At 68.0% G+C, this 21,187-nt stretch carries 22 protein-coding genes and 3 tRNA genes; 10 read left to right on the top strand and 15 right to left on the bottom strand.

The window, feature by feature from the left end; all coding sequences use genetic code 11:
- Positions 1 to 93: 93 nt before the first annotated feature.
- Together RQG77_RS09620 and RQG77_RS09625 are read left to right on the top strand one after the other, a co-directional pair.
- Positions 94 to 166: transfer RNA gene (locus tag RQG77_RS09620), tRNA-Lys, on the top strand.
- A 109-nt stretch (positions 167 to 275) separates the two neighbouring features.
- Complete coding sequence (locus RQG77_RS09625) at positions 276 to 824, top strand: type 1 glutamine amidotransferase domain-containing protein (RefSeq protein ID WP_311244525.1); 549 nt, start codon at positions 276 to 278, stop codon at positions 822 to 824.
- Positions 825 to 852: 28 nt separating this feature from the next.
- On the opposite strand, the gene RQG77_RS09630 is transcribed toward RQG77_RS09625, so the two are convergent.
- Entirely contained in the window at positions 853 to 1,374 is a 522-nt protein-coding gene (locus RQG77_RS09630; protein ID WP_311244526.1) for a CGNR zinc finger domain-containing protein, read from the bottom strand.
- Positions 1,375 to 1,399: 25 nt separating this feature from the next.
- On the opposite strand from RQG77_RS09630, the gene RQG77_RS09635 reads away from it, so the two are divergent.
- Positions 1,400 to 1,606: a hypothetical protein gene (locus tag RQG77_RS09635; RefSeq protein WP_311244527.1), complete on the top strand. Its 207-nt coding sequence runs from the start codon at positions 1,400 to 1,402 to the stop codon at positions 1,604 to 1,606.
- 4 nt (positions 1,607 to 1,610) lie between these two features.
- On the opposite strand, the gene RQG77_RS09640 is transcribed toward RQG77_RS09635, so the two are convergent.
- From RQG77_RS09640 to RQG77_RS09695, 12 genes are all read right to left on the bottom strand, one after another.
- Positions 1,611 to 2,138 carry a DUF1697 domain-containing protein gene (locus RQG77_RS09640; protein WP_311244528.1) on the bottom strand — a complete coding sequence of 176 codons (528 nt, stop codon included), beginning with the start codon at positions 2,136 to 2,138 and terminating at the stop codon, positions 1,611 to 1,613.
- On the bottom strand, positions 2,135 to 2,716 hold the full coding sequence (locus tag RQG77_RS09645) for an isochorismatase family protein (protein ID WP_311244529.1): 582 nt from the start codon (positions 2,714 to 2,716) through the stop codon (positions 2,135 to 2,137). Before RQG77_RS09645 ends, RQG77_RS09640 begins: the two co-directional genes overlap by 4 nt.
- 99 nt (positions 2,717 to 2,815) lie before the next feature.
- A tRNA-Thr gene (locus RQG77_RS09650) sits at positions 2,816 to 2,891 on the bottom strand.
- Positions 2,892 to 2,942: 51 nt separating this feature from the next.
- Entirely contained in the window at positions 2,943 to 4,499 is a 1,557-nt protein-coding gene (locus RQG77_RS09655; protein WP_311244530.1) for an alpha/beta hydrolase, read from the bottom strand.
- Entirely contained in the window at positions 4,496 to 5,653 is a 1,158-nt protein-coding gene (locus RQG77_RS09660; RefSeq protein WP_311244531.1) for a DNA polymerase III subunit delta', read from the bottom strand. Before RQG77_RS09660 ends, RQG77_RS09655 begins: the two co-directional genes overlap by 4 nt.
- A 68-nt stretch (positions 5,654 to 5,721) precedes the next feature.
- Positions 5,722 to 6,351 carry a dTMP kinase gene (gene tmk / locus RQG77_RS09665; RefSeq protein WP_311244532.1) on the bottom strand — a complete coding sequence of 210 codons (630 nt, stop codon included), beginning with the start codon at positions 6,349 to 6,351 and terminating at the stop codon, positions 5,722 to 5,724.
- Positions 6,348 to 9,188, bottom strand: coding sequence for a type I DNA topoisomerase (gene topA, locus RQG77_RS09670; protein ID WP_311244533.1), 2,841 nt, complete (start codon positions 9,186 to 9,188; stop codon positions 6,348 to 6,350). The genes tmk and topA overlap by 4 nt, the downstream gene beginning before the upstream one ends.
- A gap of 98 nt (positions 9,189 to 9,286) precedes the next feature.
- Positions 9,287 to 9,616, bottom strand: a complete 330-nt coding sequence (locus RQG77_RS09675) for a helicase (protein ID WP_311244534.1) — start codon at positions 9,614 to 9,616, stop codon at positions 9,287 to 9,289.
- Positions 9,617 to 9,644: 28 nt separating this feature from the next.
- Complete coding sequence (locus RQG77_RS09680) at positions 9,645 to 9,989, bottom strand: TadE family type IV pilus minor pilin (protein WP_311244535.1); 345 nt, start codon at positions 9,987 to 9,989, stop codon at positions 9,645 to 9,647.
- A complete protein-coding gene (locus RQG77_RS09685; protein WP_311244536.1) occupies positions 9,989 to 10,186 on the bottom strand; it encodes a DUF4244 domain-containing protein in 198 nt (65 codons plus the stop codon). Before RQG77_RS09685 ends, RQG77_RS09680 begins: the two co-directional genes overlap by 1 nt.
- 53 nt (positions 10,187 to 10,239) lie before the next feature.
- Positions 10,240 to 11,136 (bottom strand): type II secretion system F family protein, encoded by an 897-nt coding sequence (locus RQG77_RS09690; RefSeq protein ID WP_311244537.1) that lies wholly within the window; start codon positions 11,134 to 11,136, stop codon positions 10,240 to 10,242.
- Entirely contained in the window at positions 11,130 to 12,143 is a 1,014-nt protein-coding gene (locus tag RQG77_RS09695; RefSeq protein ID WP_311244538.1) for a TadA family conjugal transfer-associated ATPase, read from the bottom strand. Before RQG77_RS09695 ends, RQG77_RS09690 begins: the two co-directional genes overlap by 7 nt.
- A gap of 414 nt (positions 12,144 to 12,557) precedes the next feature.
- Here RQG77_RS09695 and acs point away from each other — a divergent pair, with 414 nt between their 5' ends.
- Positions 12,558 to 14,525 carry an acetate--CoA ligase gene (acs, locus tag RQG77_RS09700; protein ID WP_311244539.1) on the top strand — a complete coding sequence of 656 codons (1,968 nt, stop codon included), beginning with the start codon at positions 12,558 to 12,560 and terminating at the stop codon, positions 14,523 to 14,525.
- A gap of 74 nt (positions 14,526 to 14,599) precedes the next feature.
- On the opposite strand, the gene RQG77_RS09705 is transcribed toward acs, so the two are convergent.
- Both RQG77_RS09705 and RQG77_RS09710 read right to left on the bottom strand, forming a co-directional pair.
- The gene (locus tag RQG77_RS09705; protein ID WP_311244540.1) at positions 14,600 to 15,058 is read right to left on the bottom strand and encodes a RidA family protein; all 459 of its coding nucleotides are present in this window, start codon (positions 15,056 to 15,058) and stop codon (positions 14,600 to 14,602) included.
- Positions 15,055 to 15,279, bottom strand: coding sequence for a hypothetical protein (locus tag RQG77_RS09710; RefSeq protein ID WP_311244541.1), 225 nt, complete (start codon positions 15,277 to 15,279; stop codon positions 15,055 to 15,057). Before RQG77_RS09710 ends, RQG77_RS09705 begins: the two co-directional genes overlap by 4 nt.
- A gap of 78 nt (positions 15,280 to 15,357) precedes the next feature.
- Here RQG77_RS09710 and RQG77_RS09715 point away from each other — a divergent pair, with 78 nt between their 5' ends.
- From RQG77_RS09715 to RQG77_RS09740, 6 genes are all read left to right on the top strand, one after another.
- On the top strand, positions 15,358 to 17,919 hold the full coding sequence (locus tag RQG77_RS09715; protein WP_311244542.1) for a penicillin-binding protein: 2,562 nt from the start codon (positions 15,358 to 15,360) through the stop codon (positions 17,917 to 17,919).
- Positions 17,916 to 18,851: a metallophosphoesterase gene (locus RQG77_RS09720; RefSeq protein ID WP_311244543.1), complete on the top strand. Its 936-nt coding sequence runs from the start codon at positions 17,916 to 17,918 to the stop codon at positions 18,849 to 18,851. The genes RQG77_RS09715 and RQG77_RS09720 overlap by 4 nt, the downstream gene beginning before the upstream one ends.
- A 53-nt stretch (positions 18,852 to 18,904) precedes the next feature.
- Positions 18,905 to 18,981: transfer RNA gene (locus RQG77_RS09725), tRNA-Pro, on the top strand.
- A gap of 66 nt (positions 18,982 to 19,047) precedes the next feature.
- Positions 19,048 to 19,524 carry a VanZ family protein gene (locus RQG77_RS09730; RefSeq protein ID WP_311244544.1) on the top strand — a complete coding sequence of 159 codons (477 nt, stop codon included), beginning with the start codon at positions 19,048 to 19,050 and terminating at the stop codon, positions 19,522 to 19,524.
- Positions 19,521 to 20,276 carry an HAD-IIB family hydrolase gene (locus RQG77_RS09735; RefSeq protein WP_311244545.1) on the top strand — a complete coding sequence of 252 codons (756 nt, stop codon included), beginning with the start codon at positions 19,521 to 19,523 and terminating at the stop codon, positions 20,274 to 20,276. Before RQG77_RS09730 ends, RQG77_RS09735 begins: the two co-directional genes overlap by 4 nt.
- A 53-nt stretch (positions 20,277 to 20,329) precedes the next feature.
- A complete protein-coding gene (locus RQG77_RS09740; RefSeq protein WP_311244547.1) occupies positions 20,330 to 21,175 on the top strand; it encodes a DUF1295 domain-containing protein in 846 nt (281 codons plus the stop codon).
- Positions 21,176 to 21,187 lie beyond the last annotated feature (12 nt).

A 21,187-nucleotide genomic window follows, 5' to 3' on the forward strand; every position in this document is an offset into this window, starting at 1 on the left:
CTCGCCACTCAGGGGGAGGACGGTGAGATGGAGAAGGAGCCGCTGGCGACACGTCGTCAGCGGCTCCTTCTTTGCGCCCTAGACTGGAGGGGCGGGCCTCTAGCTCAGTTGGCAGAGCATCGGACTTTTAATCCGCGGGTCGTGGGTTCGAGCCCCACGGGGCCCACCGTTATCACCGCCGCGTCCATCCGGCCACCCCCTTCACGGCATCCGTCCCGTGCGAGAGTGTCGAGTCATCCCCCACCGGGACCTCCACCTCCACGAAAGGACGCATCATGGCGACTCTCACCGACAGCCGAGTGGCATTCCTGGCCACGGACGGATTCGAGGACAGCGAGCTGACCAGTCCGTGGGAAGCGGTGCAGGGCGAGGGCGCGAGCGCCACGCTGATCGCACCCGAAGGACTGCAGATCACCGGCAAGAACGGTCACGTCCAGCACGTCGATCTCACGTCGGACGCCGCGACGGCCGACGAGTTCGACGCGCTCGTGCTTCCGGGCGGCGTGGTGAATGCCGATCACCTGCGGCTCGACAAGCCGTCGATCGATCTCGCCCGCTCGTTCTTCGAGCAGCACAAGCCCGTCGCCGTCATCTGCCACGGCGCATGGATCCTGATCGAGGCCGGCGTCGTCGACGGACGCACCCTGACGAGCTACCCGAGTCTCGCGACCGATCTCCGCAACGCCGGAGCGACCTGGGTGGACGAAGAGGTCGTGGTCGACGAGGGCCTGGTCTCGAGCCGCACCCCCGACGATCTGCCCGCGTTCAACGCCAAGCTGATCGAAGAGGTCGCCGAAGGGCGGCACGCCGAGCAGACCGCGTGATCTGATCCGCGTATCCGGCGGTCCGGTGTCAGGCGCCCACGCGCGCCCTGTGACGCCGGACCGCCGCTCTGTTCGCGCAGCGCACCGAGCAGAAGCGCTGCCTGCCGTTTCGTGTCACGTCCACGACCACGTTCGTGCACGGCGAGGCCTCGCAGCGTCCGAGGCGATCCATGCCACGCGTGACGAGATGCAGCGACGTGCCGACCGCGAAGATCGCCCGGAGGACGTACGGCAGTGACTGCACGTCGTCTCGGTAGTGCAGGTGCCATCCCTCGCCGTCGTGATTCGTGAGGCGTGGATAGGCCGCGGCCTTCGCCATCTGCGCATTGAGCACTTCGGCTCTCGCCGCGGGGTCCCGCTCGTCGACGATCTGCAACCAGTCATCCACGACCTCGCGGACTCGCTCATGGTCGTCGGGTGCAGGCGGGAACGTCATCGTCATGCCCATCTCGAGCGTTCTCTCCTCGATTCCGGCGCGATCGGCGGGGAAGTCGTCGGCGAGCGATGCGGCCAGCAGCACCGCATACTCGCCGTAAGGGTTGAGATGCATAAGGCCATTACATCACGCTGGATGCATGACGTCACTGCACACCCTCCCGATCCCCCGTCAGACCGCCCCCGCGCACGAGCACGAGCACTCTTGGATCGTCGACTCGCGGCATCCGACCAGCGAGGGCATCGTCCTCTACGTGCGCTGCGGCGGATGCGGCACGCGCAGGGTGGATCTGCAGGCTCACCCGCAGGTGCCGCCGGCTGCACTGAGTCGAGCGACCTCGGGGTGAGCGCTCATGCGGTCAACTCGGCGAGCTTTCTGACCGTGCGGAGGTTGCGCGCGGTGCCGGCGACACCGAGAGCACGATCGAGGACGACTTTCGTGAGCTTCGTGCTGTGCACGCCGCCCTCGGCATAATCGATCCACAGGTCGTCGCCGACGAGCGCGATCCGCTCCCCCGCCACGAGACGCTGCTGCAGCGCCTCGACGGCCCCGGGGGCTGCCGGCCCCTCGAGGAACATCGCGTGCAGCAGCTTCTCGGTCGATCCGCTGAAGGGGTGCGCCTGCAGAGCCTGCACGAGCGCGTCGTGCGTCCGCAGGATCACCGGAGTGTCGACGCCGAACTCCCGGACGATGAGAGCGCGCACCTCCGCACACGCGGATGCCGGATCGTGCGGATGCTCGCACAGGATGTTCCCGCTCGCGATGTAGGTCGACACCTCGCCCAGCACCGGGACCAGCGCCTCGCGCAGCTCTGCCATCGGCACACGATTGCGGCCGGAGACGTTGACCGCGCGCAGCAGGAGCACGCTGCGCGTCACGCAGCGTCGCTCTCGACCAGCGCGGCGCCTGCGTGGGCGAGCTCGGCGAGCGCCGCCGCGCTCGGTTCGGGGGCGACACCCGCGATCAGGTCGGTGAGGATCCGCACCTGCACGCCGTGCGCGATCGCGTCGAGCGCCGACGCGCGGACGCAGTGGTCGGTGGCTATCCCGACGACATCCGCGGTGAGCACGCCCGCGTCCGTCAGGATCGCGCCGACGGTGACGCCCGTCTCGGTCGCCCCCTCGAACATCGAATACGCCGGCACGCCCTGCCCCTTCTGCACGTGATGCGTGATCGCATCCGTCACCAGCAGCGGGTCATACTCCGCACCCATCGTCCCGGCGACGCAGTGCGCGGGCCACGTGTCGACGAAGTCGGGGCTTTCGGCGAAGTGACCCCCGTTGTCGCCCGAGGCATCGTGCCAATCCCGCGACGCGACGATCACGTCGTAGTCACCGGCATGCGCGGCGAGGAAGGCGGACACGGCGGATGCGACGGCATCGCCGCAGGCGACGGCCAGCGCACCGCCCTCGGTGAAGTCGTTCTGCACATCGACGATCAGAAGCGCTCTGCTCATGTCTCGAGGGTACGCCGAGAGGGACGCTCTGTGGCTCCGTGCGTGCCTGGCCCAGGAAACCAAAAGGCCCTGTGATGTTGTTCACATCACAGGGCCTGCTGGAGCCGCTTGTCAGAATCGAACTGACGACCTTTTCATTACGAGTGAAATGCTCTGCCGACTGAGCTAAAGCGGCGCGATCATCGATATTACCCGTTCTGGGGCCGCACCGCGAATCGAGCCTGACTCACTCGCAGCGGAGGCCGTCTTCGGGCACGACGTCGTCGAGGAGGAAAGCCTCCACAGCGCTGTCGACGCACGTGTTGCCCTTGTTGTACCCGGTGTGACCTTCGCCGACGCGGGTGATCAGAACACCCTCTTCGAGCTGGTCTGCGAGCGACTCGGACCACTCGTACGGCGTCGCCGGGTCGTTGGTCGTGCCGACGACGAGAATGGGTCCTGCACCCTCTGCCGTGATCTCGCCGCGGGTGCCGGTGGGCGGGTACGGCCACACCGAGCAGGAGTCGGGACCGTTCCAGTAGGGCGCGATGGTCGGTGCGCCCTCGGCGATCTTCGCCATGGTGTCGGCCTCGGCCGCCGGGTCATCCTCGACCGGATAGTCCATGCAGTTGTACGCGCGGAACGCTTCGCTCGAGTTGTCCAGGTAGGTGCCGTTCTCCCGACCGTTGTAGAAGTCGGCGAGGAAGAACGCCGTCGTCGGGTCGCCCTGGAGGGCCTCGTCGAATGCCTGCGTCAGGTAGGGCCAGCTGTCGGCCGAGTACAGAGCCGCGATGATGCCGGTCATCAGCGCATCGGCGCCCAGCATGCGTCCGTCGCCGTTCTCGAGGGGGGACGCGTCGACGCTCGCGAGCAGCGCGCCGAGGTCGGCCATCGCCTCATCGACCGAGCCGTTGAACGGGCACTCACCCGAATCCAGGCAGTCCTGCATGTAGGCGCGGAGCGCGGACTCGAAGCCGATCGCCTGGGTCGCTCCGACGTCGAGACCCGAGACCGCCGGGTCGATCGCGCCGTCGAGCACGAGGCGCCCCGCCTTCTCGGGATAGAGGTTGGCATACGTCGCACCGAGGAAGGTGCCGTACGAGTAGCCGAGATAGTTCAGCTGCGTGTCGCCGAGCACCGCACGGATCAGGTCCATGTCTCGCGCCGCGTTGATGGTGGTGATGTACGGCAGGATGCCGCCGCTGTTCGCCTCGCACGCGTCGGCGAATTCCTTGTGCGCCTGGAGCAACTCGGTCTCCCACTCGGCGCTCCCCCGGGGGGCCGCGGGGATCGTGTAGAGGTAGTCGTCCATCCCCGCCGCATCGAAGCAGGTGACGGCGCTCGATTGTCCGACGCCGCGCGGGTCGAACCCGATCACGTCGTAGTTCTCGATCAGGTCGGCGCCGACGGCGAAGTCGAGGCTGTCGCGGACCAGCTCGACGCCGCTGGCACCGGGGCCACCGGGGTTGGTCAGCAGCGACCCCTGAGCGGTTCCCTCGGCCTGATGGCGCACGACCGACAGCGTGATCTCACCCTCGCCCGGGTTCTCCCAGTCGAGGGGGGCGGTCACATCGGTGCAGTCGAAGCCCGTGCCGCACTCGGTCCAGCTGAGCGTCTGCCCGTAGAAGGGCATTAGATCTTCAGCGACGCCTTCGGTGTCCGGCGCGTTGGTCACCGACGGCTTCGGCTCGGCCCCCTCGGGGATCATCGCGTACAGGCAGCCGGACAGCGCCACGGATGCAGCGGCGAGGCCGGCGATCACGGCCACGGCGCGTCGGATGCGGGAAGTCGGTCGAGTGTTCACGGTGTCCTCCCGCTCGTGACAGTCACGAGCAAGCTCTCGAGTGCGAGAAGCGGTGCGACGTTGCGCTCCAGCGACTGGCGAGTGTCGGCAAGGTGGTCGAGTACGACAAGCGTACGGGTCTCGGGCCAGGCGGCAGCCAGGGCCGCCAGTTCTTCGCGGAGCTCTCGGTTGATGAGTTCGCCATCGCGGCCGAACTGCAGCATGACCACGTCGCGGAAGAGCGACTGCAGGTCGGTCAGCACCCTGTCGATCCCGTCACGCAGGCTGCGGGTCGCGCGCTTCTTCTGATCGTCTTCGAGCGCGGAGATCTGGGAACGCAGAGCAGGCGGCACGGCCTGGCCCTCGGCGATGCCGACCGTGCGCAACAGGCTCGCACGCTCGGCCGCATCGCGTTCGGCTGTGAGCGCCTTGGCATCGTCGTTGGCTGCCTGGATGATGCGCCCGGCGACCTCGACCGCGTCGCTGACGCCGCGGACTCCCAGCACCGATCGCAGGGTCTCGTCACGACGCCTGCGGGCCGCATCGTCGGTCGCCAGACGCTGAGCCATGCCGATGTGACGTTGCGCGTGACGAGCGGCCTGTTCGGCCACGACCTCGTCGACGCCGGTGCGGAGCGTGATCAGCCGCGCCACGTCTGCGACGTCGGGCTCGCGCAGTCGCAGCGAGCGCACCCGCGATCGGATCGTCGGCAGCAGATCGGCCTCGCTGGGCGCGCAGAGGATCCAGACGGTCTGCTCGGGCGGCTCCTCGAGTGCCTTCAGGAGGACGTTGGAGGTGCGCTCGACCATGCGATCAGCATCTTCGACCACGATCACTCGGTAGCGGCCGGCAGACGGTGCGAAATAGGAACGCTCGACGAGAGCGCGGGCCTCGGCGATCGTGATGATGACCTTGTCGGTGCGGAGAGCAGTCACGTCGGGGTGTGTTCCCGCGAGCACCTGGCGCATCGCCGCCTCGTCGTCGGGGCGATCGGCGACCAGAGCGGCGGCGAAGGCGTGGGCGAGGGTGGAGCGCCCCGAGCCGGGAGGACCGGTGATCAGCCAGGCATGCGACAGTGCAGTCGGATCGGATGCCGCGTTGCGCAGGGTCTCGACGGCGGCGTCCTGCCCCCACACATCGGCCCACGGGAAGGGGGCGGCGACAGTCTGGGGCATGGACTCAGCCTAATCGGGAGCACCGACGTGCGCGGCACCCCTGGGGGGAATGAGAGACGCCCGATGCCTCAGGCGACGAGGGTCGCGACGCGCTCGCGGATCTGAGCAGCGATCACCTCGGGGGTCGCGGCGGCGTCGACCACCAGGAATCGCCCGGGCTCGGCCGCCGCCAGGGCGAGGAAGGACTCGCGGACGCGCGCGTGGAACTCGGTCCTCTCAGCCTCGAGCCTGTCGAAGGGCTTGTCCGCAGAGTCGAGACGCACGCGTGCGGACTCGGGATCGAGGTCGAGCAGCACGGTGAGGTCGGGCAGAGCACCCTCTGCGGCCCACATCGAGAGGTTGCGGACCTCGTCGCCGTCGAGCACACGGCCAGCGCCCTGATAGGCCACGGACGAGTCGAGGTAGCGGTCCTGCAGAACGACCTCGCCGCGCTCCAGCGCCGGTCGGACGACCGTCGCCACGTGATGCGCGCGGTCTGCGGCATAGAGCAGAGCCTCCGCACGGGGAGCGATGTCACCCCGGTGGTGCAGCACGATGTCGCGGATCAGCTGGCCGACCTCCGACCCGCCGGGCTCGCGCGTGCGCACCACGGCTCGGCCCGCGTCTCTCAGCCATTCGCCGAGGAGCTCGGCCTGCGTGGTCTTGCCTGAGCCGTCTCCGCCTTCGAGGGTGATCCAGACGCCGGGATGCGACGTCACGAACCGGCCTTCTTCGCGGCGTTCGCGGCACGGGTCGCCGCCGCCTTCTTGGCTGCAGCGGAGCGCGCGGCGGCCTTCTCGGCATCCGTCGCAGGCTTCTTCGCGGCCGGCTTCTTGACCGCCGCCTTCTTGGCGGGAGCCTTCTTCGCCGCGGGCTTCTTCGCGGGAGCCTTCTTGGCGGCTCCGCGCTTGGGCGCAGGGCCCTTCGCACGCTTGTCCGCCAGCATCTGCACGGCGGTCTCGAACGTGATGTCCTCGACCTTCTGGCCGCGCGGGATCGTCACGTTGGTCTCGCCGTCGGTGACGTACGCACCGAAGCGTCCGTCGCGGATGCGGATCGGCTTGCCGCTGACCGGGTCGGCCTCGAACTCGGCGAGCGCGCTCGACGCACGACGGGAGCCCGCGCCGTACTTCGGCTGAGCGTAGATCTCGAGTGCCTTCTCAAGGGTCACATCGAAGATCTCCGATTCGCTCTCGAGCGACCGGGAGTCTGTGCCCTTCTTGAGGTACGGACCGAAACGACCGTTCTGCGCGGTGATCTCGTCGCCCGTCTCGGGATCGTTGCCGACCACGCGAGGCAGGCTGAGCAGCTGCAGCGCGGTGTCGAGCTCGATCGTGTCGACCGACATCGAACGGAACAGCGAGGCGGTGCGCTGCTTGGGTGCTGCGGCCTTCTTCGCTCCGCGCTTCGGCTTCGGCGCCTCGACGACCTCGCCGGTCGCCTCGTCGACGGCGGCGTCTTCGGACACCGGGTCGTTCTCCTGCACGTAGGGACCGAACCGGCCGTCCTTGACGACGACGATCTTGCCGTTCTCGGGGTTGGTGCCGAGCACACGGTCGCCGGCGACCGGAGCATCGATGAGCTCCTGCGCCTTGGCCGCCGTGAGCTCATCAGGCGCGAGATCTTCCGGCACGTTGACGATGCGCGGCTTCTCGTCCGGGGCCTCGGGGTTCGCGACCTCGAGGTAGGGACCGTACTTGCCGAACCGCAGCGTCGCGTTGTCTGTGATCGGCGTCGAGTTCAGCGCGCGCGCGTCGATCTCACCGAGGTTGTCGACGACCTGACGGAGTCCTACGTGGGAGTCGGACCCGTAATAGAAGGAACGCAGCCACTCGACGCGCTTCTGCTCACCACGGGCGATCGCGTCGAGGTCGTCTTCGAGTGCGGCGGTGAAATCGTAGTCGATCAGATCGGCGAAGTGCTCTTCGAGCAGACGGACGACGCTGAACGCGAGCCAGGTCGGCACGAGTGCCTGGCCGCGTTTGGTCGCGTAGCCGCGGTCGATCACGGTGCCGATGATGCTGGCGAACGTCGACGGGCGACCGATGCCGTGCTCTTCGAGTGCCTTCACGAGCGAAGCCTCGGTGTAGCGCGGCTTCGGCGTCGTGCGGTGACCCTTGGCCTGGGACTCCGACATGCGCAGCTCGTCGCCGACGGCGACGATCGGGAGCGACTGGTTCTCGTCGGCATCCTTGTCATTGCGCTTCTCGTCGCGACCCTCTTCGTACGCCTCGAGGAAGCCCTTGAACGTGTACACGGTTCCGGAGGCCGTGAACTCGGCCTTCTGCCCGGCAGCGTCGACGGCGATCGTGACCGTCGTGGTCTCGTACTTGGCGTCGGCCATCTGGCTGGCGACGGTGCGCTTCCAGATCAGGTCGTAGAGGCGGAACTCCTCGCGGTCGAGCTCGGACGACACAGACTTCGGAGTGCGGAAGGTCTCTCCCGAGGGGCGGATCGCCTCGTGCGCCTCCTGCGCGTTCTTGCTCTTCGACTTGTAGACGCGCGGCTTGAGCGGCACTGCGGTGTCGCCGTAGAGCGCGACGGCCTGGCTGCGCGCCGCCTGCACCGCCTGGGTGCTCAGCGCCACGGAGTCGGTACGCATATAGGTGATGTAACCCTTTTCGTACAGACGCTGGGCGACGCTCATCGCCTGCTTGGCGCTCATCGAGAGCTTGCGCCCCGCCTCCTGCTGCATCGTCGAGGTCGTGAACGGCGCGTACGGGCTGCGGGTTCCGGGCTTCGCCTCGACCTTGGTCACCGCTCCGGTGCCTGCCGCATCGACGGCATGCGCGAGTGCCACGGCCTTCTTCTCGTCGAGGATGACGACGGCCTTCTTGAGCTTTCCGTCATCGTCGAAGTCCGTGCCGCGGGCGAGCTGGCCGCCGTCGACGCGAACCAGACGCACCGTGAATCCGGAAGACGAGGAGGCGAGCGCCTCGACGTCCCAGTACTCGGCGGAGACGAACGCCATGCGCTCGCGCTCGCGTTCGACGATCATGCGGGTGGCGGCGGACTGCACGCGTCCGGCCGACAGCCCGGTCTTGACCTTGTACCAGAGAACGGGCGAGACGTCCCAGCCGTAGAGCCGGTCGAGGATGCGGCGGGTCTCCTGCGCATCGACGAGGTCGATGTCGAGTTCGCGGGTGTTGCCGATGGCGGCCTGGATCGCGTCCTTGGTGATCTCGTGGAAGACCATGCGCTTGACGGGGACCTTGGGCTTGAGGGTCTCGAGCAGGTGCCACGCGATGGCCTCGCCCTCGCGGTCCTCATCAGTTGCGAGCAGGAGCTCGTCGGCGGTCTTGAGCGCGCGCTTGAGCTCGGCCACGGTCTTCGTCTTGCGATCGGAGACCACGTAATAGGGGTCGAAGTCGTTGTCGACGTCGATCGAGTACTTCCCGTATGCCTGCTTGTCGGCAGCCGGGATGTCCTTCTTGTCTGCGAGGTCGCGGATGTGGCCGACAGAGCTGAGCACCTCGTAGCCATCGCCGAGGTACCCCTGAATCGACCGCATCTTCGTCGGAGACTCGACGATGACGAGCTTCTTGCCTTCAGCCAAGGGAGCGTCCTTTCTTCGAAGCACACCATACACACCGCCGTGATGGGTTGGTCACAGTGGTCGCCCGCATTTTCGCCGGAAAGTGCTTCGTGCCGCCGTCAGGATCCCTCGGGTGGCCCAGCACGGGCTCGGGAGACGGCAGCGAGTCCAGCGTACGCCGCGTTCACCTGCACGGTCGCCACGAAGCCGTCGACGGCGCAGTCGGTGAGCGTCGCGCCGGAGGCGGCGGCGACGCGGGCGGCGAGTGCGCACGGTTCCTCGCCGGTCGCAATCGCCCCGCTGGCGGCGTCTGCTGCGGCGAGCGCCGCGGCATCCGCCGCTCCGGCTGCACGCTGCGCAGTGACCGCCGCTCCCCCGACGGCAGCGAGGCCCAGAGAGAGCGCTGCGGCGACCGACAGGAGACCGGCGGCGAGGGCTGAGCCCGCCATCAGCCCTCCCCCTCCGAGGGCCCGTGCATCACAGCCCTCCGGCGAACGCGCAGCTGGACGCCTGCAGCCCGATCCTGATGAGCCCGCCGACCTCGACGTCCGTCTGCGCGGACACGCACACGAGATCTCCGGACGAACTCGTCGACATCCCCGCTCCCGGGACGGCGGTGGTTACCGCCCGCGCCGCGGCTCCCTCGTCTTCGCCCCGGCCGAGCAGTCGTGCGGCATCCGCTGTCGCATCCTGAAGGGCGACTTGACGGGAGGCCGCGCCCAGCGCGCCCGCGCCCAAGAGCAGCGCGAGCAGGACAGCGGGGAGCGCGAGCGCGAGTTCGGCCGCGACGGAGCCGCGTTCCCCGCAGCGGACCACCCCCATCACGACACCGTGAGCGCCCGACGGACGAGGTCGGTGAGGATGCCGCGCACCTCGTCCGACCTCATGATGACGACGAGGAGTCCGGCGAAGGCGACGGCGGCCATTGTCGTGATCGCATACTCGGCGGTGGCTGCGCCACTGTCGTCGCCGAAGAGCGTCGCTGCGCGACTGCGGGTGAGTTCGGGGAGGGTGTTCATGGGTTCCTTCTTTCTGTGGGCGGATGCTCGGTGCATCCGGAGGTGTGCGGTCGTCACAGCGGCAGCGGTGTCGATACGAGGACGCTCAGCAGCATCGGAGCGACCCCGAGCAGGAGAAAGGCCGGCAGGGTGCAGACTCCCAGCGGGATGAGGAGCTTCGTCGAGAGCTTCGCCGCGCGCATTCGGCCATCGACGCGGGACGCGTGGCGCTCCTGACCCGCGGATGCGCGCAGGAGTTCGCCGGCGGGCACACCGGCGGAGCGCGACAGATCGAGCACCGAGCGGATGCGCGCGTCGTCCCCGAGGCGCGATGCGGGGCTCTCCTCGACGAGGCGCAGGGCGCGTGGGATGGAAGCCCCGCCTGCGAGTGCGACCGCCATGAGCTCTGCCCGCATGCCGGGCGTGCCCGGTTCGGGACGAGCGCGCCTGAGCAGCCGCGCCGTCCACATTCGCGCCGCGAGGACGAGCAGCAGACCGGCGATGACGCAGCCCGCGCCGGCCGGAGTGCCGACGATCACGCCGAGCGTGTCGAATCCGAGCGCGAAGCCGAGAAGGAGCCCCGCGAACGGCATCCAGAGGAGCAGCCGGGCGGTGCCGGCCGGCTCGGCCAAGGCGATGCGAACGTCATCAGCGGCTGACGCCGCATCACGAAGCGTCTCGGCGATCATTCTCAGCACCTCGGCGAGCGGAGCGCCCACGGTCGTGGCCACCTCCCACGCCGCGGCGAGATCCTGCCACGCCCCGCCTTCGGCTTCGATCGCGGCGACCAGCGGGGCGCCTGCGTCGATCCGAGCGACGATCGACTCCGCATGGACGTCGCCGATCGAGGCGAGGTGGCGCCACGCGACCACCGGCACCGCGCCCGCCTGCAGCAGCACCGCGAGTGTCTGCACCGAGGTCGCAGTGTCGGCGCCGGTGTCGGGAGCGCCTCGTCGCCTACGACTCACCATGGCCGCACCTCATCGATGCCGAGGCGATCGCCGATCAGAGTGAACTCTCCCGCCTGTGCGATGCGCCGCTGCCCGCCCGGTGCGCGTTCGAGGTGCAGGACCACGGTGAACGCGCTCACGGCCTGGCGCGCGAGCGCCGTGGCATCCATCGAGGCGAGGGCACCGAGGGCCTCCAAGCGCGCCGGCACATCGCTCAGTCCACTGGCGTGCAGGGTGCCGGCGCCGCCGTCATGTCCGGTGTTCAGTGCGGTGAGGAGCTCTCTGACTTCCTCACCGCGGCATTCGCCGACGACGAGCCTGTCGGGTCTCATGCGCAGCGACTCCCGTACGAGCCGGGCCAGAGTGATGCCGCCAGCACCCTCGAGGTTCGGCTGCCTGGCCTCGAGGGCGACATGGTGAGGGTGCCGCGGCCTCAGCTCGGCCACGTCTTCGATCGTGACGATGCGCTCAGCGGTCGGCACCTCCGACAGCAGTGCTGACAGCAGAGTCGTCTTGCCCGTGCCCGTGCCCCCGGTGATGAGGATGTTCGCGCGCTCCGCCACGAGCCCCCGAAGCCAACTGTGCTGACGAGCGTCGAAGGAGCCGAGCGCAGCCAGCGCCTCGAGGTCGGCTGCGCGCACTCGCGGCACGCGGATCGAGAGCGCCGTGCCCGTCGTCGAGATCGGTGACAGCACCGCGTGCACCCGGATGCCGGACTCCAGCCTCACGTCGACACACGGCGCCTGATCGTCGAGGTGTCTGCCGCCGAGGCCGACGAGTGCGACCGCGAGGTCGCGCGCCTCGCGCTCGGAGGCGCTCCAGCCGGAGACGGGTTCGGCGCCGTGACCGCGGTCGACGAAGAGTCCCGATGCACCGTTGACGAAGATGTCGGTGACCGACTCGTCTGCGCAGTGCTCCGCAAGCGGCCCGAACACAGGATCCACGGTCAGCGGTGTGTGCGCTCCGGACCGGAGATCTGCGCTCCACGGCGAGACTCCGCGCGGTTGGAGGACGAAAGGATCAGGCATCCCCCGAAAGTAGGCGAGCGCCCAGCCCTGCATCCGCCGCTGCGCGGCACCTGGCCACGCCCTGTGAGGAACCCTCAACGGACGATAACCGTGCAGAGGGGATGCGGTTCTTGACAGCGCACGGAGGCGCGATCCGTGAGAACGCTCCCAGACAGAGAAGGGCGGCATCTCACGGGGGGAATGAGATGCCGCCCACGGCGTCCCCTCATGGGGGAATCGGGCACGCCAAGGCCAGAATGAGAATTCGGCTGACGTCGAGTGTACGCAAGGCGACCGTCCTGACAAAACCCGGCGCACTACCTACTTTCGGCAGTATGCGACGTCGGTGGCCGAGACTAGATTCGCCGTGACCTGATCGTGCCCCCGCACGGTCTCGCCCGCACGACCTGCCATGCCGCAAAGGAGCGTCTGCCGATGAGCAGTCAGATCGATCATCTTCTCGATGAGACCCGCCAGTTCCCGCCGTCCGAGGACTTCGTCGCCCAGTCGGTCTCGTCACCGGCGCTGTACGAGAGTGCGGCGATCGACCGCGAGGCGTTCTGGGCCGCGCAGTCCCGCGAGCTCCTCGAGTGGCACAAGCCGTTCACGCGGGTGCTCGACTGGTCGACTCCTCCGTTCGCCAAGTGGTTCGACGACGGAGAGATCAACGTCGCCTACAACTGCCTCGACCGCCACGTCGAGGCAGGAAACGGCGACCGGGTCGCACTGCACTGGGAGGGCGAGCCGGGCGACTCCCGGTCGATCACCTACGCCGAGCTGACCGAGGAGGTCAAGCGCGTCGCCAACGTGCTCGAGGGGCTCGGGATCGGTCACGGCGACCGCGTCGCGATCTACCTGCCGATGATCCCCGAAGCGGTCGCGTCGATGCTCGCGGTCGCCCGCGTCGGGGCGATCCACTCCGTCGTGTTCGGTGGATTCAGCGCCGACAGCCTGCGCTCGCGAATCGACGACGCCGGGGCGAAGCTCGTGATCACCGCCGACGGCGGATACCGCAAGGGCCGCGTGTCCGCTCTCAAGCCCGCGGTCGACCAGGCACTCGCCGACCGGGGCGACGGTGAGCAGCAGACGGTCGAGCACGTGCTCGTCGTCAAGCGCGGCGAGAACGAGGTCGAGTGGGAAGAGGGCCGCGACCTGTGGTGGCACGAGGTCGTCCCCGCGGCATCCCCCGAGCACACCGCCGAGGCCTTCCCCGCCGAGAACCCTCTGTTCATCCTCTATACCTCCGGCACCACCGGAAAGCCGAAGGGCATTCTGCACACGTCCGGCGGCTATCTCACCCAGGCGGCCTACTCGCACAAGTACGTGTTCGACCTGCACCCTGAGACCGACGTCTACTGGTGCACCGCCGACATCGGCTGGATCACCGGGCACAGCTACGTCACCTACGGCCCCCTCGCCAACGGCGCCACGCAGGTGATCTACGAGGGCACTCCCGACGCTCCGCACCCCGGCCGCTGGTGGGAGATCATCGAGAAGTACAAGGTCTCGATCTTCTACACCGCACCGACAGCGATCCGCTCGTTCATGAAGATCGGTCGCAGCGTCCCCGCGAAGTTCGACCTGTCGTCGCTGCGCCTGCTCGGCTCGGTGGGCGAACCCATCAACCCCGAGGCGTGGATCTGGTATCGCGATGTGATCGGCGCCGGCAAGACCCCGATCGTCGACACGTGGTGGCAGACCGAGACGGGCGCGATCATGGTCTCGGCGCTTCCCGGCGTCACGGCGACCAAGCCCGGTTCGGCGCAGGTACCGCTTCCCGGAATCTCGATCGATGTGGTCGACGAATCAGGATCCGAGGTGGGCAACGGCAACGGCGGCCTGCTCGTCGTCACCGAGCCGTGGCCGAGCATGCTCCGTGGCATCTGGGGCGATCCCGAGCGCTTCACGGAGACCTACTGGGAGAAGTTCGAGAAGCAGGGCTACTACTTCGCGGGCGACGGCGCACGTCTGGATGCCGACGGCGACCTGTGGCTGCTGGGTCGCGTCGACGACGTCATGAACGTCTCGGGCCACCGCCTCTCGACGGCCGAGATCGAGTCGTCGCTGGTCGCTCACGAGGCCACCGCCGAGGCCGCGGTCGTCGGAGCCGCGGACGAGACCACCGGTCAGGCCGTCGTCGCGTTCGTGATCATCAAGGAGAGCTACCTGTCGGCTCACGACCCCGCGGGCCTCGCACAGCAGCTGCGTCTGTGGGTGGGCGAGCAGATCGGTGCGATCGCACGACCGCGCGACGTGTACATCGTCGGCGAGCTGCCGAAGACCCGCTCGGGCAAGATCATGCGGCGCCTGCTGCGCGATGTCGCAGAGGGCCGCGAGGTCGGAGACACCACGACCCTCGCCGACACAGCGGTGATGAGCATCATCTCGGCCCAGGTCAAGTAGACCGCGCGCAGAACGCCCCCTCCCGGATCCAAGGCCGATTCGGATCCGGGAGGGGGCGTTCTGCACGTGCGGACTCAGGCGAGGATGAAGACGACGTCCACCTCGACCGGGCTGTCCAGCGGCAGCACGGGCACGCCGACTGCGGCGCGCACGTGTCGACCGGCATCTCCGAAGATCTCGCCGAGCACGAGGCTCGCACCGTTGATGACACCGGGCTGTCCCGTGAAGTCGGGAGTGGATGCCACGAAGCCGCCGACGCGGAGCACTCCGGCGATCCGGTCGACACCGCCTGCGGCATCCGCGGCCGCCGCGAGGGCGTTGAGGGCGCAGGTGCGGGCGTAGGTGTTCGCGTCTTCGGCGGAGACCTCGGCGCCGACCTTGCCCGTGGCGGGCAGAGCGCCACCCGAGAAGGGCAGCTGACCGGAGGTGTAGACAAGACCGGCGTGCACCACGGCGGGGACGTATGCCGCGACTGGCGCTGCGACCGCAGGCAGCTCGATGCCGAGTTCGCTCAGACGCTCGGAGACGCTCATGCCGCGCCCCCGTCGAACTGGCGGGATGCCTCGGCGGCCGCGGCAAGACCCGCGTTGCCTGCGGCATCCGCGGTCACCGGGCGCTTGAAGTAGGCGACGAGCCCTCCCTCAGGTCCCTGGATGACCTGCACGAGCTCCCAGCCCTGCTTGCCCCAGTTGTTGAGGATCGCGGCGGTGTTGTGGATCAGCAGCGGGGTGGTCAGGTACTCCCACGTGGTCATGGCACTCCTGTCTGGCCGCATCCGCGCGCGCGGATGCGTCAAAGGCGGTATTCAGGGAACTCCCCTACGATCAAGCGTATGCCTCAAAAGAATCGCACGGTGAAAGGTGCGCTCGGCGGAGTCCTCGGACTCGTCGGGCTCAGCGCCGTAGCCGGCCTCCTCGTCGCGGCCAGCGTCACCCCTGTTCTCGCCATGACGGGTATCGCCGGATCCCAGGCCCTCACGATCTTCGAAGACCTCCCCGCGAACCTCCAGGTGAACCGGCCGATGGAGCAGTCGACGATCTACGCGACAGCCTCCGACGGAACCCCGGTCGAGCTGGCATCGTTCTACGAGCAGAACCGCGTGCCTGTGACGTATGAGCAGATCAACCCCGTCGTGTTCGACGCGGTCCTCTCGAGCGAGGACAAGGACTACTTCAGCCACGGCGGCATCAACGTCGGCGCGACGACGAAGGCCCTCGTCGACAACCTGCGCGGCACCGACGACCGAGGCGCCTCGACCATCACCCAGCAGTACGTCAAGAACGTGCTGATCCAGGAGTGCGAGCAGGAGGCCGACCCGGCGTCGGGCACCTACGCCGACGACCTGCAGCAGTGCTGGGCCGATGCGACCAACGCGGTCGGCGCCAAGGGCATCGAGCGCAAGCTGCAGGAGATGCGTTACGCCCTGCAGATCGAGAAGGAGTACTCGAAGAACGACATCCTGCTCGGGTACCTCAACATCGCCAACTTCGGCGGCACGGTCTACGGCATCGAGTCGGCGGCGAACTATTACTTCTCGACGACGGCCGCGAACCTCACGGTCGCGCAGGCCGCCACGATCGCCGGCATGGTGCAGAACCCGAACCAGTACCGGATCGATCAGGTCGCGGGCACGTGGACCGACAAGGACGGCGTCGGGCACAACAGCGAGGCGGACGGCTACGCCCTGACGATGGAACGCCGCCACTACGTGCTCGACCGCATGCTCGCACTCGGCAAGATCACGCAGGCCCAGTTCGACGAGGCGGATGCCTCCCCGATCACGCCCGCGATCACGCAGCCCACGCAGGGCTGCGTCTCGGCAGGCAACGTGGCCCGCAGCGCCTACTTCTGCGAGTACGTGAAGTCCGTCGTCCTCAACGATCCCGCCTTCGGCGAGACGGAGCAGGAGCGTCGCGATCTTCTTCGCCAGGGCGGCCTGAAGATCTACTCGACGATGAACATCGACATCCAGAGCGCGGGCGCCGAGGTCATGGCGAACACGGTTCCGGCGAACTACGACAACCAGTTCTTCGGCGCTGCCGGCATCTCTCTCGAGACCAGCACGGGTCGAGTGCTCGCGATCACGCAGAACACCAACTTCAGCGAGACGATCCAGGGCGATCAGGCGTACACCGCACTGGTGTTCGGCACCGACAAGGCCCACGGTGGATCCAACGGCTTCTCGGTCGGCTCGACCTACAAGCTCTTCACCCTGATCGACTGGCTCGAGGAGGGCCACTCGGTGCGGGAGACCCTGAACGGCAGCAACCGCGTCTTCTCGAAGTTCAAGTGCGGCGATGATGGCATCCGCAACTCCACCAAGATCCAGAACTTCAACAACGCCGGCGGATACACCGGAACAGTGATGAAGTTCACCGCGGACTCGCTCAACAGCGGCTACCTCGCGATGGCCGAGAAACTCGACCTCTGCAAGATCAACGCCGTCGCCGACCGCATGGGCGTCACCCTTGCCAACGGCGGCAAGACCACGGACGGAAGCCCGGCTCCGTACGACATCCTGGGATCGAAGTACATCTCCCCGCTCGCGATGGCGGGCGCTTACGCCACCGTCGCCAACAACGGCATCTACTGCACCCCGAAGGCCATCGACCGCGTGGTCGACGCCGAGGGCAACGACCTGCCTATCCCGGAGACGACCTGCTCGCAGGTCATCTCGCCCGAAGTCGCCGCGACCGCCGCCTTCGCGCTGCAGGGTGTCATGAACGCCGGCGGAACCGGTAACAAGGCGAACACGCGCGACGGAGTTCCCCTCATCGGAAAGACGGGTACCCACGAGTCGTGGGGAACCATGATGATCGAGTCGAGCACCAAGGTCACCACGGCGATCTGGGTCGGACGCTCGGAGGGCCAGGCCAGCATCCTTCGTCAGAGCTGGGGCGGCACCGCGCTGAACGAGATGCGATACCAGCTCGCGCGAACGATGCAAGGAACGGCGAACGATATCTACGGCGGCGATGCGTTCCCGCAGCCCGATGCGAACCTGAGCAAGCAGGTGCTGACCGATGTCCCCTCCGTGATCGGGATGGACACCGCGACGGCGACAGCCACGCTCGAGAACGCCGGCTTCCAGGTCGTCGTCGGCGCGCCGTCTGACGGCCCCGCCGGTGACGTCATCGTCGCGCAGGACCCCTCTGGTCAGGCCCCGAGCGGTGCCACGGTCACAATCTCGCCGAGCAACGGCCAGGGAACGACCGTGCCGGACATCACCGGTCAGCCGAAGGCCGCCGCACAGAACGCGCTGTTCGGCGCAGGGTTCTCGTCGATCTCCTTCGACAACTCGTGCAACCCGCCTAGCGCCGTCGTGGCGAGCACCAACCCCCCTGCGAACACGGTGACCAACAAGTCCACGGCGATCTCGGTCACCTGCCAGTGACCTCACGACCAACGGCACACCCGGCCCTCATCGCGCTCGGCGCGGTGGGGGCCGCTGGTGCTGCGGCCGCTGTCTGGAGCATCGGCATCGAGCGCTACCTGTTCACGGTTCGGGAGGCGACGGCATCCGCTCTCGCCCCCGGATCCGCACCGCTGCGCGTGCTGCACATCTCGGATGCGCACATGGCGCCGTGGCAGCATCGCAAGCAGGACTGGCTCGCCTCGCTCGCGCAGCTGAAGCCCGACCTCATCATCAACACCGGCGACAACCTCGGGCACCGCGACGGCCTCGAGGGGATCCGTCGGGCGTTCGAGCCGTTCGCCGGCATCCCCGGCGTGTTCGTGCACGGGTCGAACGACGTCAACGGCCCGTCGCCGCGCAATCCGATCCGCTACTTCGCCGGTCCTTCGCAGCGGCACCACGAGCCCACATTCCTCGACACCGATGCGATGGACGCCTTCTTCACCGAAGAACTCGGCTGGGCAGACCTGAACAACACGGCCGCGCGGCTCACCGTCGCCGGCGACACCATCGACTTCTTCGGGGTGAGCGATGCGCACCGGCAGTGGGACCGCCTCGAGGATCTGCCCGCAGCGATCGACGCGCTCGGACCGCGGGAGCCGGGCACCTCGGTACTCGGAGTGACGCATGCGCCCTACCAGCGCGTGATGAACCGCTACATCGAGCTCGGCGCGGATGCGATCTTCGGCGGACACACGCACGGCGGCCAGGTATGCCTCCCCGGCTTCGGCGCTCTCGTCGCGAACTGCGACATCCCCCTCAAGCAGGCCAAGGGCCTGAGCACGTGGACGCAGGGCCGGCGCACGGTGTCCCTCAACGTCAGCGCCGGCTGCGGTCACTCGATCTACGCACCCGTGCGCTTCGCGTGCCGCCCCGAGGCGACGCTGCTCACGCTGACGGCGCGCGGTTGACCCCTCGATTCGGCGCTGAGAGCATTTCGCTGTAGACTCGGAGGGTTGCAAAACGGGGTGTGGCGCAGCTTGGTAGCGCGCTTCGTTCGGGACGAAGAGGTCGCAGGTTCAAATCCTGTCACCCCGACCAGTAACACCGGAAGGCCGCCCTCACGGGCGCCCTTCTCTGTACCAGGACCGAGGCGAAAGGGACCACGTGAGCACCCTGTTCCCTCCCCCGCGTCGCCTCACTCGCGGCATCGCGCTGGCGCTCAGCATTCCTTTCTTCGCGGGCCTCGCCCTGCTCACCCTCACGCCCTCGCGTGTCGAGCAGTCGATGCCGAACCTGCTCGACCTCGTGCTCTCGGCGACGCACCGTCTGGGCTGGGAGTGGCTCGACTTCACGCGCCTCGAGATCATCGCGAACGTCCTCGTGTTCGTGCCGGTCGGCATCCTCGCGTTCGTGCTGGTGCCTCGGCGCTTCTGGCCGCTCGCGGTGGTCCTGGGACCGGCGCTGTCGCTCTCGATCGAGGTCGCACAGCGTGTGGCACTGCCCCATCGCGCTGCCACCGTGACCGACGTCATCGCGAACTCGGGAGGCGCCCTGATCGGTGTCTTCGTCGCGATCGCCGGCACCCTGTTGTTCGCGCCTCAGAGCTCTCACCGTCCACGACGTAATCTGGAAGCATCATGACCTCGCCTGCTCTCGTGGCCTTCGATCTCGACGACACCCTCGCTCCCTCCAAGGGCCCCCTCGACCCGCGCATCTCCTCGCTGTTGCTCGCGCTGATGGAGAGGGTCGACGTCGCCATCATCTCCGGTGGCAACGAGACCCAGTTCCGCTCGCAGGTCATCGCCCGGCTCGGCGAGATCGACGCCACCACGGCCGCGCGACTGCATCTGCTTCCGACGTGCGGAACCCGGTACTTGCGCTACGACGGTACGGACTTCGCCCCCGTGTACGCGCAGGATCTCACTGCCGTGCAGAAGACCGGTGCGCTGACCGCCCTGCGCGAGGAGGCCGAGCGTCTGGGGCTCTGGGAGGAGGAGCCCTGGGGTGACATCCTCGAGGACCGCGGCTCGCAGATCACGTTCTCGGCCCTCGGACAGAAGGCTCCGCATGATGCGAAGCGCGACTGGGATCCGTCCGGAGCGAAGCGCGAGGCTCTGCGGGATGCCGTGGCCGCCCGTCTTCCCGAACTCGAGGTGCGCTCTGGCGGCTCGACGTCGATCGACATCACCCTCGCCGGGATCGACAAGGCCTACGGGATGCGGCAGCTCGCCGAGCACACCGGCATCCCCCTGACCTCCATGCTGTTCTACGGCGACCGTCTGGACGAGGGCGGCAACGACTACCCCGTGCTCGCGATCGGCGTTCCCTCCGTCGCGGTGGAGGGCTGGGAGGACACCGCCGACAAGCTCGACGCGCTCCTCCCCACGCTCTGACGCTCGACCCCTGCCTCCGGCCCGCACGGGAATAGGAGTTCTAGCATGTCGATATGGAACCGCTGCTGATCGTCATCCTGACCGCGGCCGTCGCGAGCGCGGCGTGCTGGATCCTGTCGCTCGTGACCCGCGACACCTCGTGGGTCGACCGCGCCTGGTCGATCGTGCCGGTCGTCTACGTGTGGATTTTCACGGGCACATCCCTCGCTGGCGGTGAGGACGCGAGCCGTCTGGTGCTCATGGCCGTGCTCGTGACCCTGTGGGGTGTGCGCCTGACCTACAACTTCGCGCGCAAGGGCGGGTACACCGGCATGGAGGACTACCGGTGGGCGATCCTTCGCGGACGCATGAAGCCGTGGCAGTTCCAGCTCTTCAACCTGCTGTTCATCATCGGGTACCAGATGACGCTGCTCGTGCTGATCACGCTGCCGGCCGAGATCGCGCTGCAGCATCCTGCTCCACTGAACGCGTGGGACCTCGTGTTCGCCGCGATCTTCCTGGCACTGCTCATCGGCGAGACCGTCGCCGACCAGCAGCAGTGGGAGTTCCACCGACGCAAGAAGCAGGCGGGCGGCACCCTCTCCCCCGGCTTCGCCACCGATGGGCTTTTCCGCGTCAGCCGGCACCCCAACTTCTTCTTCGAGCAGAGCCAATGGTGGGCGTTCTACGCGATCGGAGCGACGGCTGCGGTCGCCTCGGGTGCCGGCTTCCTCGGCGGCGCGCTGAACTGGACGGTGATCGGGCCGTTCCTGCTCAGCATCCTGTTCATCGGATCGACGATCTTCACCGAGTCGATCACCGCGGGCAAGTATCCTTCGTACGCCGAATACCGCCGGACGACGTCGATGCTCGTCCCCTGGCCGCCGCGGACCCGACGAGTCGCCGAGTCCGCGGCCTGACCGGGCCCCGCG

Origin of the sequence: Microbacterium sp. WCS2018Hpa-23, assembly GCF_031843845.1 — a bacterium.
Lineage (GTDB): Bacteria > Actinomycetota > Actinomycetes > Actinomycetales > Microbacteriaceae > Microbacterium.

Excerpts from the sequence above, each read along its gene's own strand:
- RQG77_RS09625 (WP_311244525.1), top strand. The coding sequence starts at position 276 with ATGGCGACTCTCACCGACAGCCGAGTGGCATTCCTGGCCACGGACGGA.
- RQG77_RS09630 (WP_311244526.1), bottom strand. The coding sequence starts at position 1,374 with ATGCATCTCAACCCTTACGGCGAGTATGCGGTGCTGCTGGCCGCATCG.
- RQG77_RS09635 (WP_311244527.1), top strand. The coding sequence starts at position 1,400 with ATGACGTCACTGCACACCCTCCCGATCCCCCGTCAGACCGCCCCCGCG.
- RQG77_RS09645 (WP_311244529.1), bottom strand. The coding sequence starts at position 2,716 with ATGAGCAGAGCGCTTCTGATCGTCGATGTGCAGAACGACTTCACCGAG.
- RQG77_RS09660 (WP_311244531.1), bottom strand. The coding sequence starts at position 5,653 with ATGCCCCAGACTGTCGCCGCCCCCTTCCCGTGGGCCGATGTGTGGGGG.
- RQG77_RS09675 (WP_311244534.1), bottom strand. The coding sequence starts at position 9,616 with ATGGCGGGCTCAGCCCTCGCCGCCGGTCTCCTGTCGGTCGCCGCAGCG.
- RQG77_RS09680 (WP_311244535.1), bottom strand. The coding sequence starts at position 9,989 with ATGGGGGTGGTCCGCTGCGGGGAACGCGGCTCCGTCGCGGCCGAACTC.
- RQG77_RS09685 (WP_311244536.1), bottom strand. The coding sequence starts at position 10,186 with ATGAACACCCTCCCCGAACTCACCCGCAGTCGCGCAGCGACGCTCTTC.
- RQG77_RS09690 (WP_311244537.1), bottom strand. The coding sequence starts at position 11,136 with ATGGTGAGTCGTAGGCGACGAGGCGCTCCCGACACCGGCGCCGACACT.
- RQG77_RS09695 (WP_311244538.1), bottom strand. The coding sequence starts at position 12,143 with ATGCCTGATCCTTTCGTCCTCCAACCGCGCGGAGTCTCGCCGTGGAGC.
- acs (WP_311244539.1), top strand. The coding sequence starts at position 12,558 with ATGAGCAGTCAGATCGATCATCTTCTCGATGAGACCCGCCAGTTCCCG.
- RQG77_RS09705 (WP_311244540.1), bottom strand. The coding sequence starts at position 15,058 with ATGAGCGTCTCCGAGCGTCTGAGCGAACTCGGCATCGAGCTGCCTGCG.
- RQG77_RS09710 (WP_311244541.1), bottom strand. The coding sequence starts at position 15,279 with ATGACCACGTGGGAGTACCTGACCACCCCGCTGCTGATCCACAACACC.
- RQG77_RS09715 (WP_311244542.1), top strand. The coding sequence starts at position 15,358 with ATGCCTCAAAAGAATCGCACGGTGAAAGGTGCGCTCGGCGGAGTCCTC.
- RQG77_RS09735 (WP_311244545.1), top strand. The coding sequence starts at position 19,521 with ATGACCTCGCCTGCTCTCGTGGCCTTCGATCTCGACGACACCCTCGCT.
- RQG77_RS09740 (WP_311244547.1), top strand. The coding sequence starts at position 20,330 with ATGGAACCGCTGCTGATCGTCATCCTGACCGCGGCCGTCGCGAGCGCG.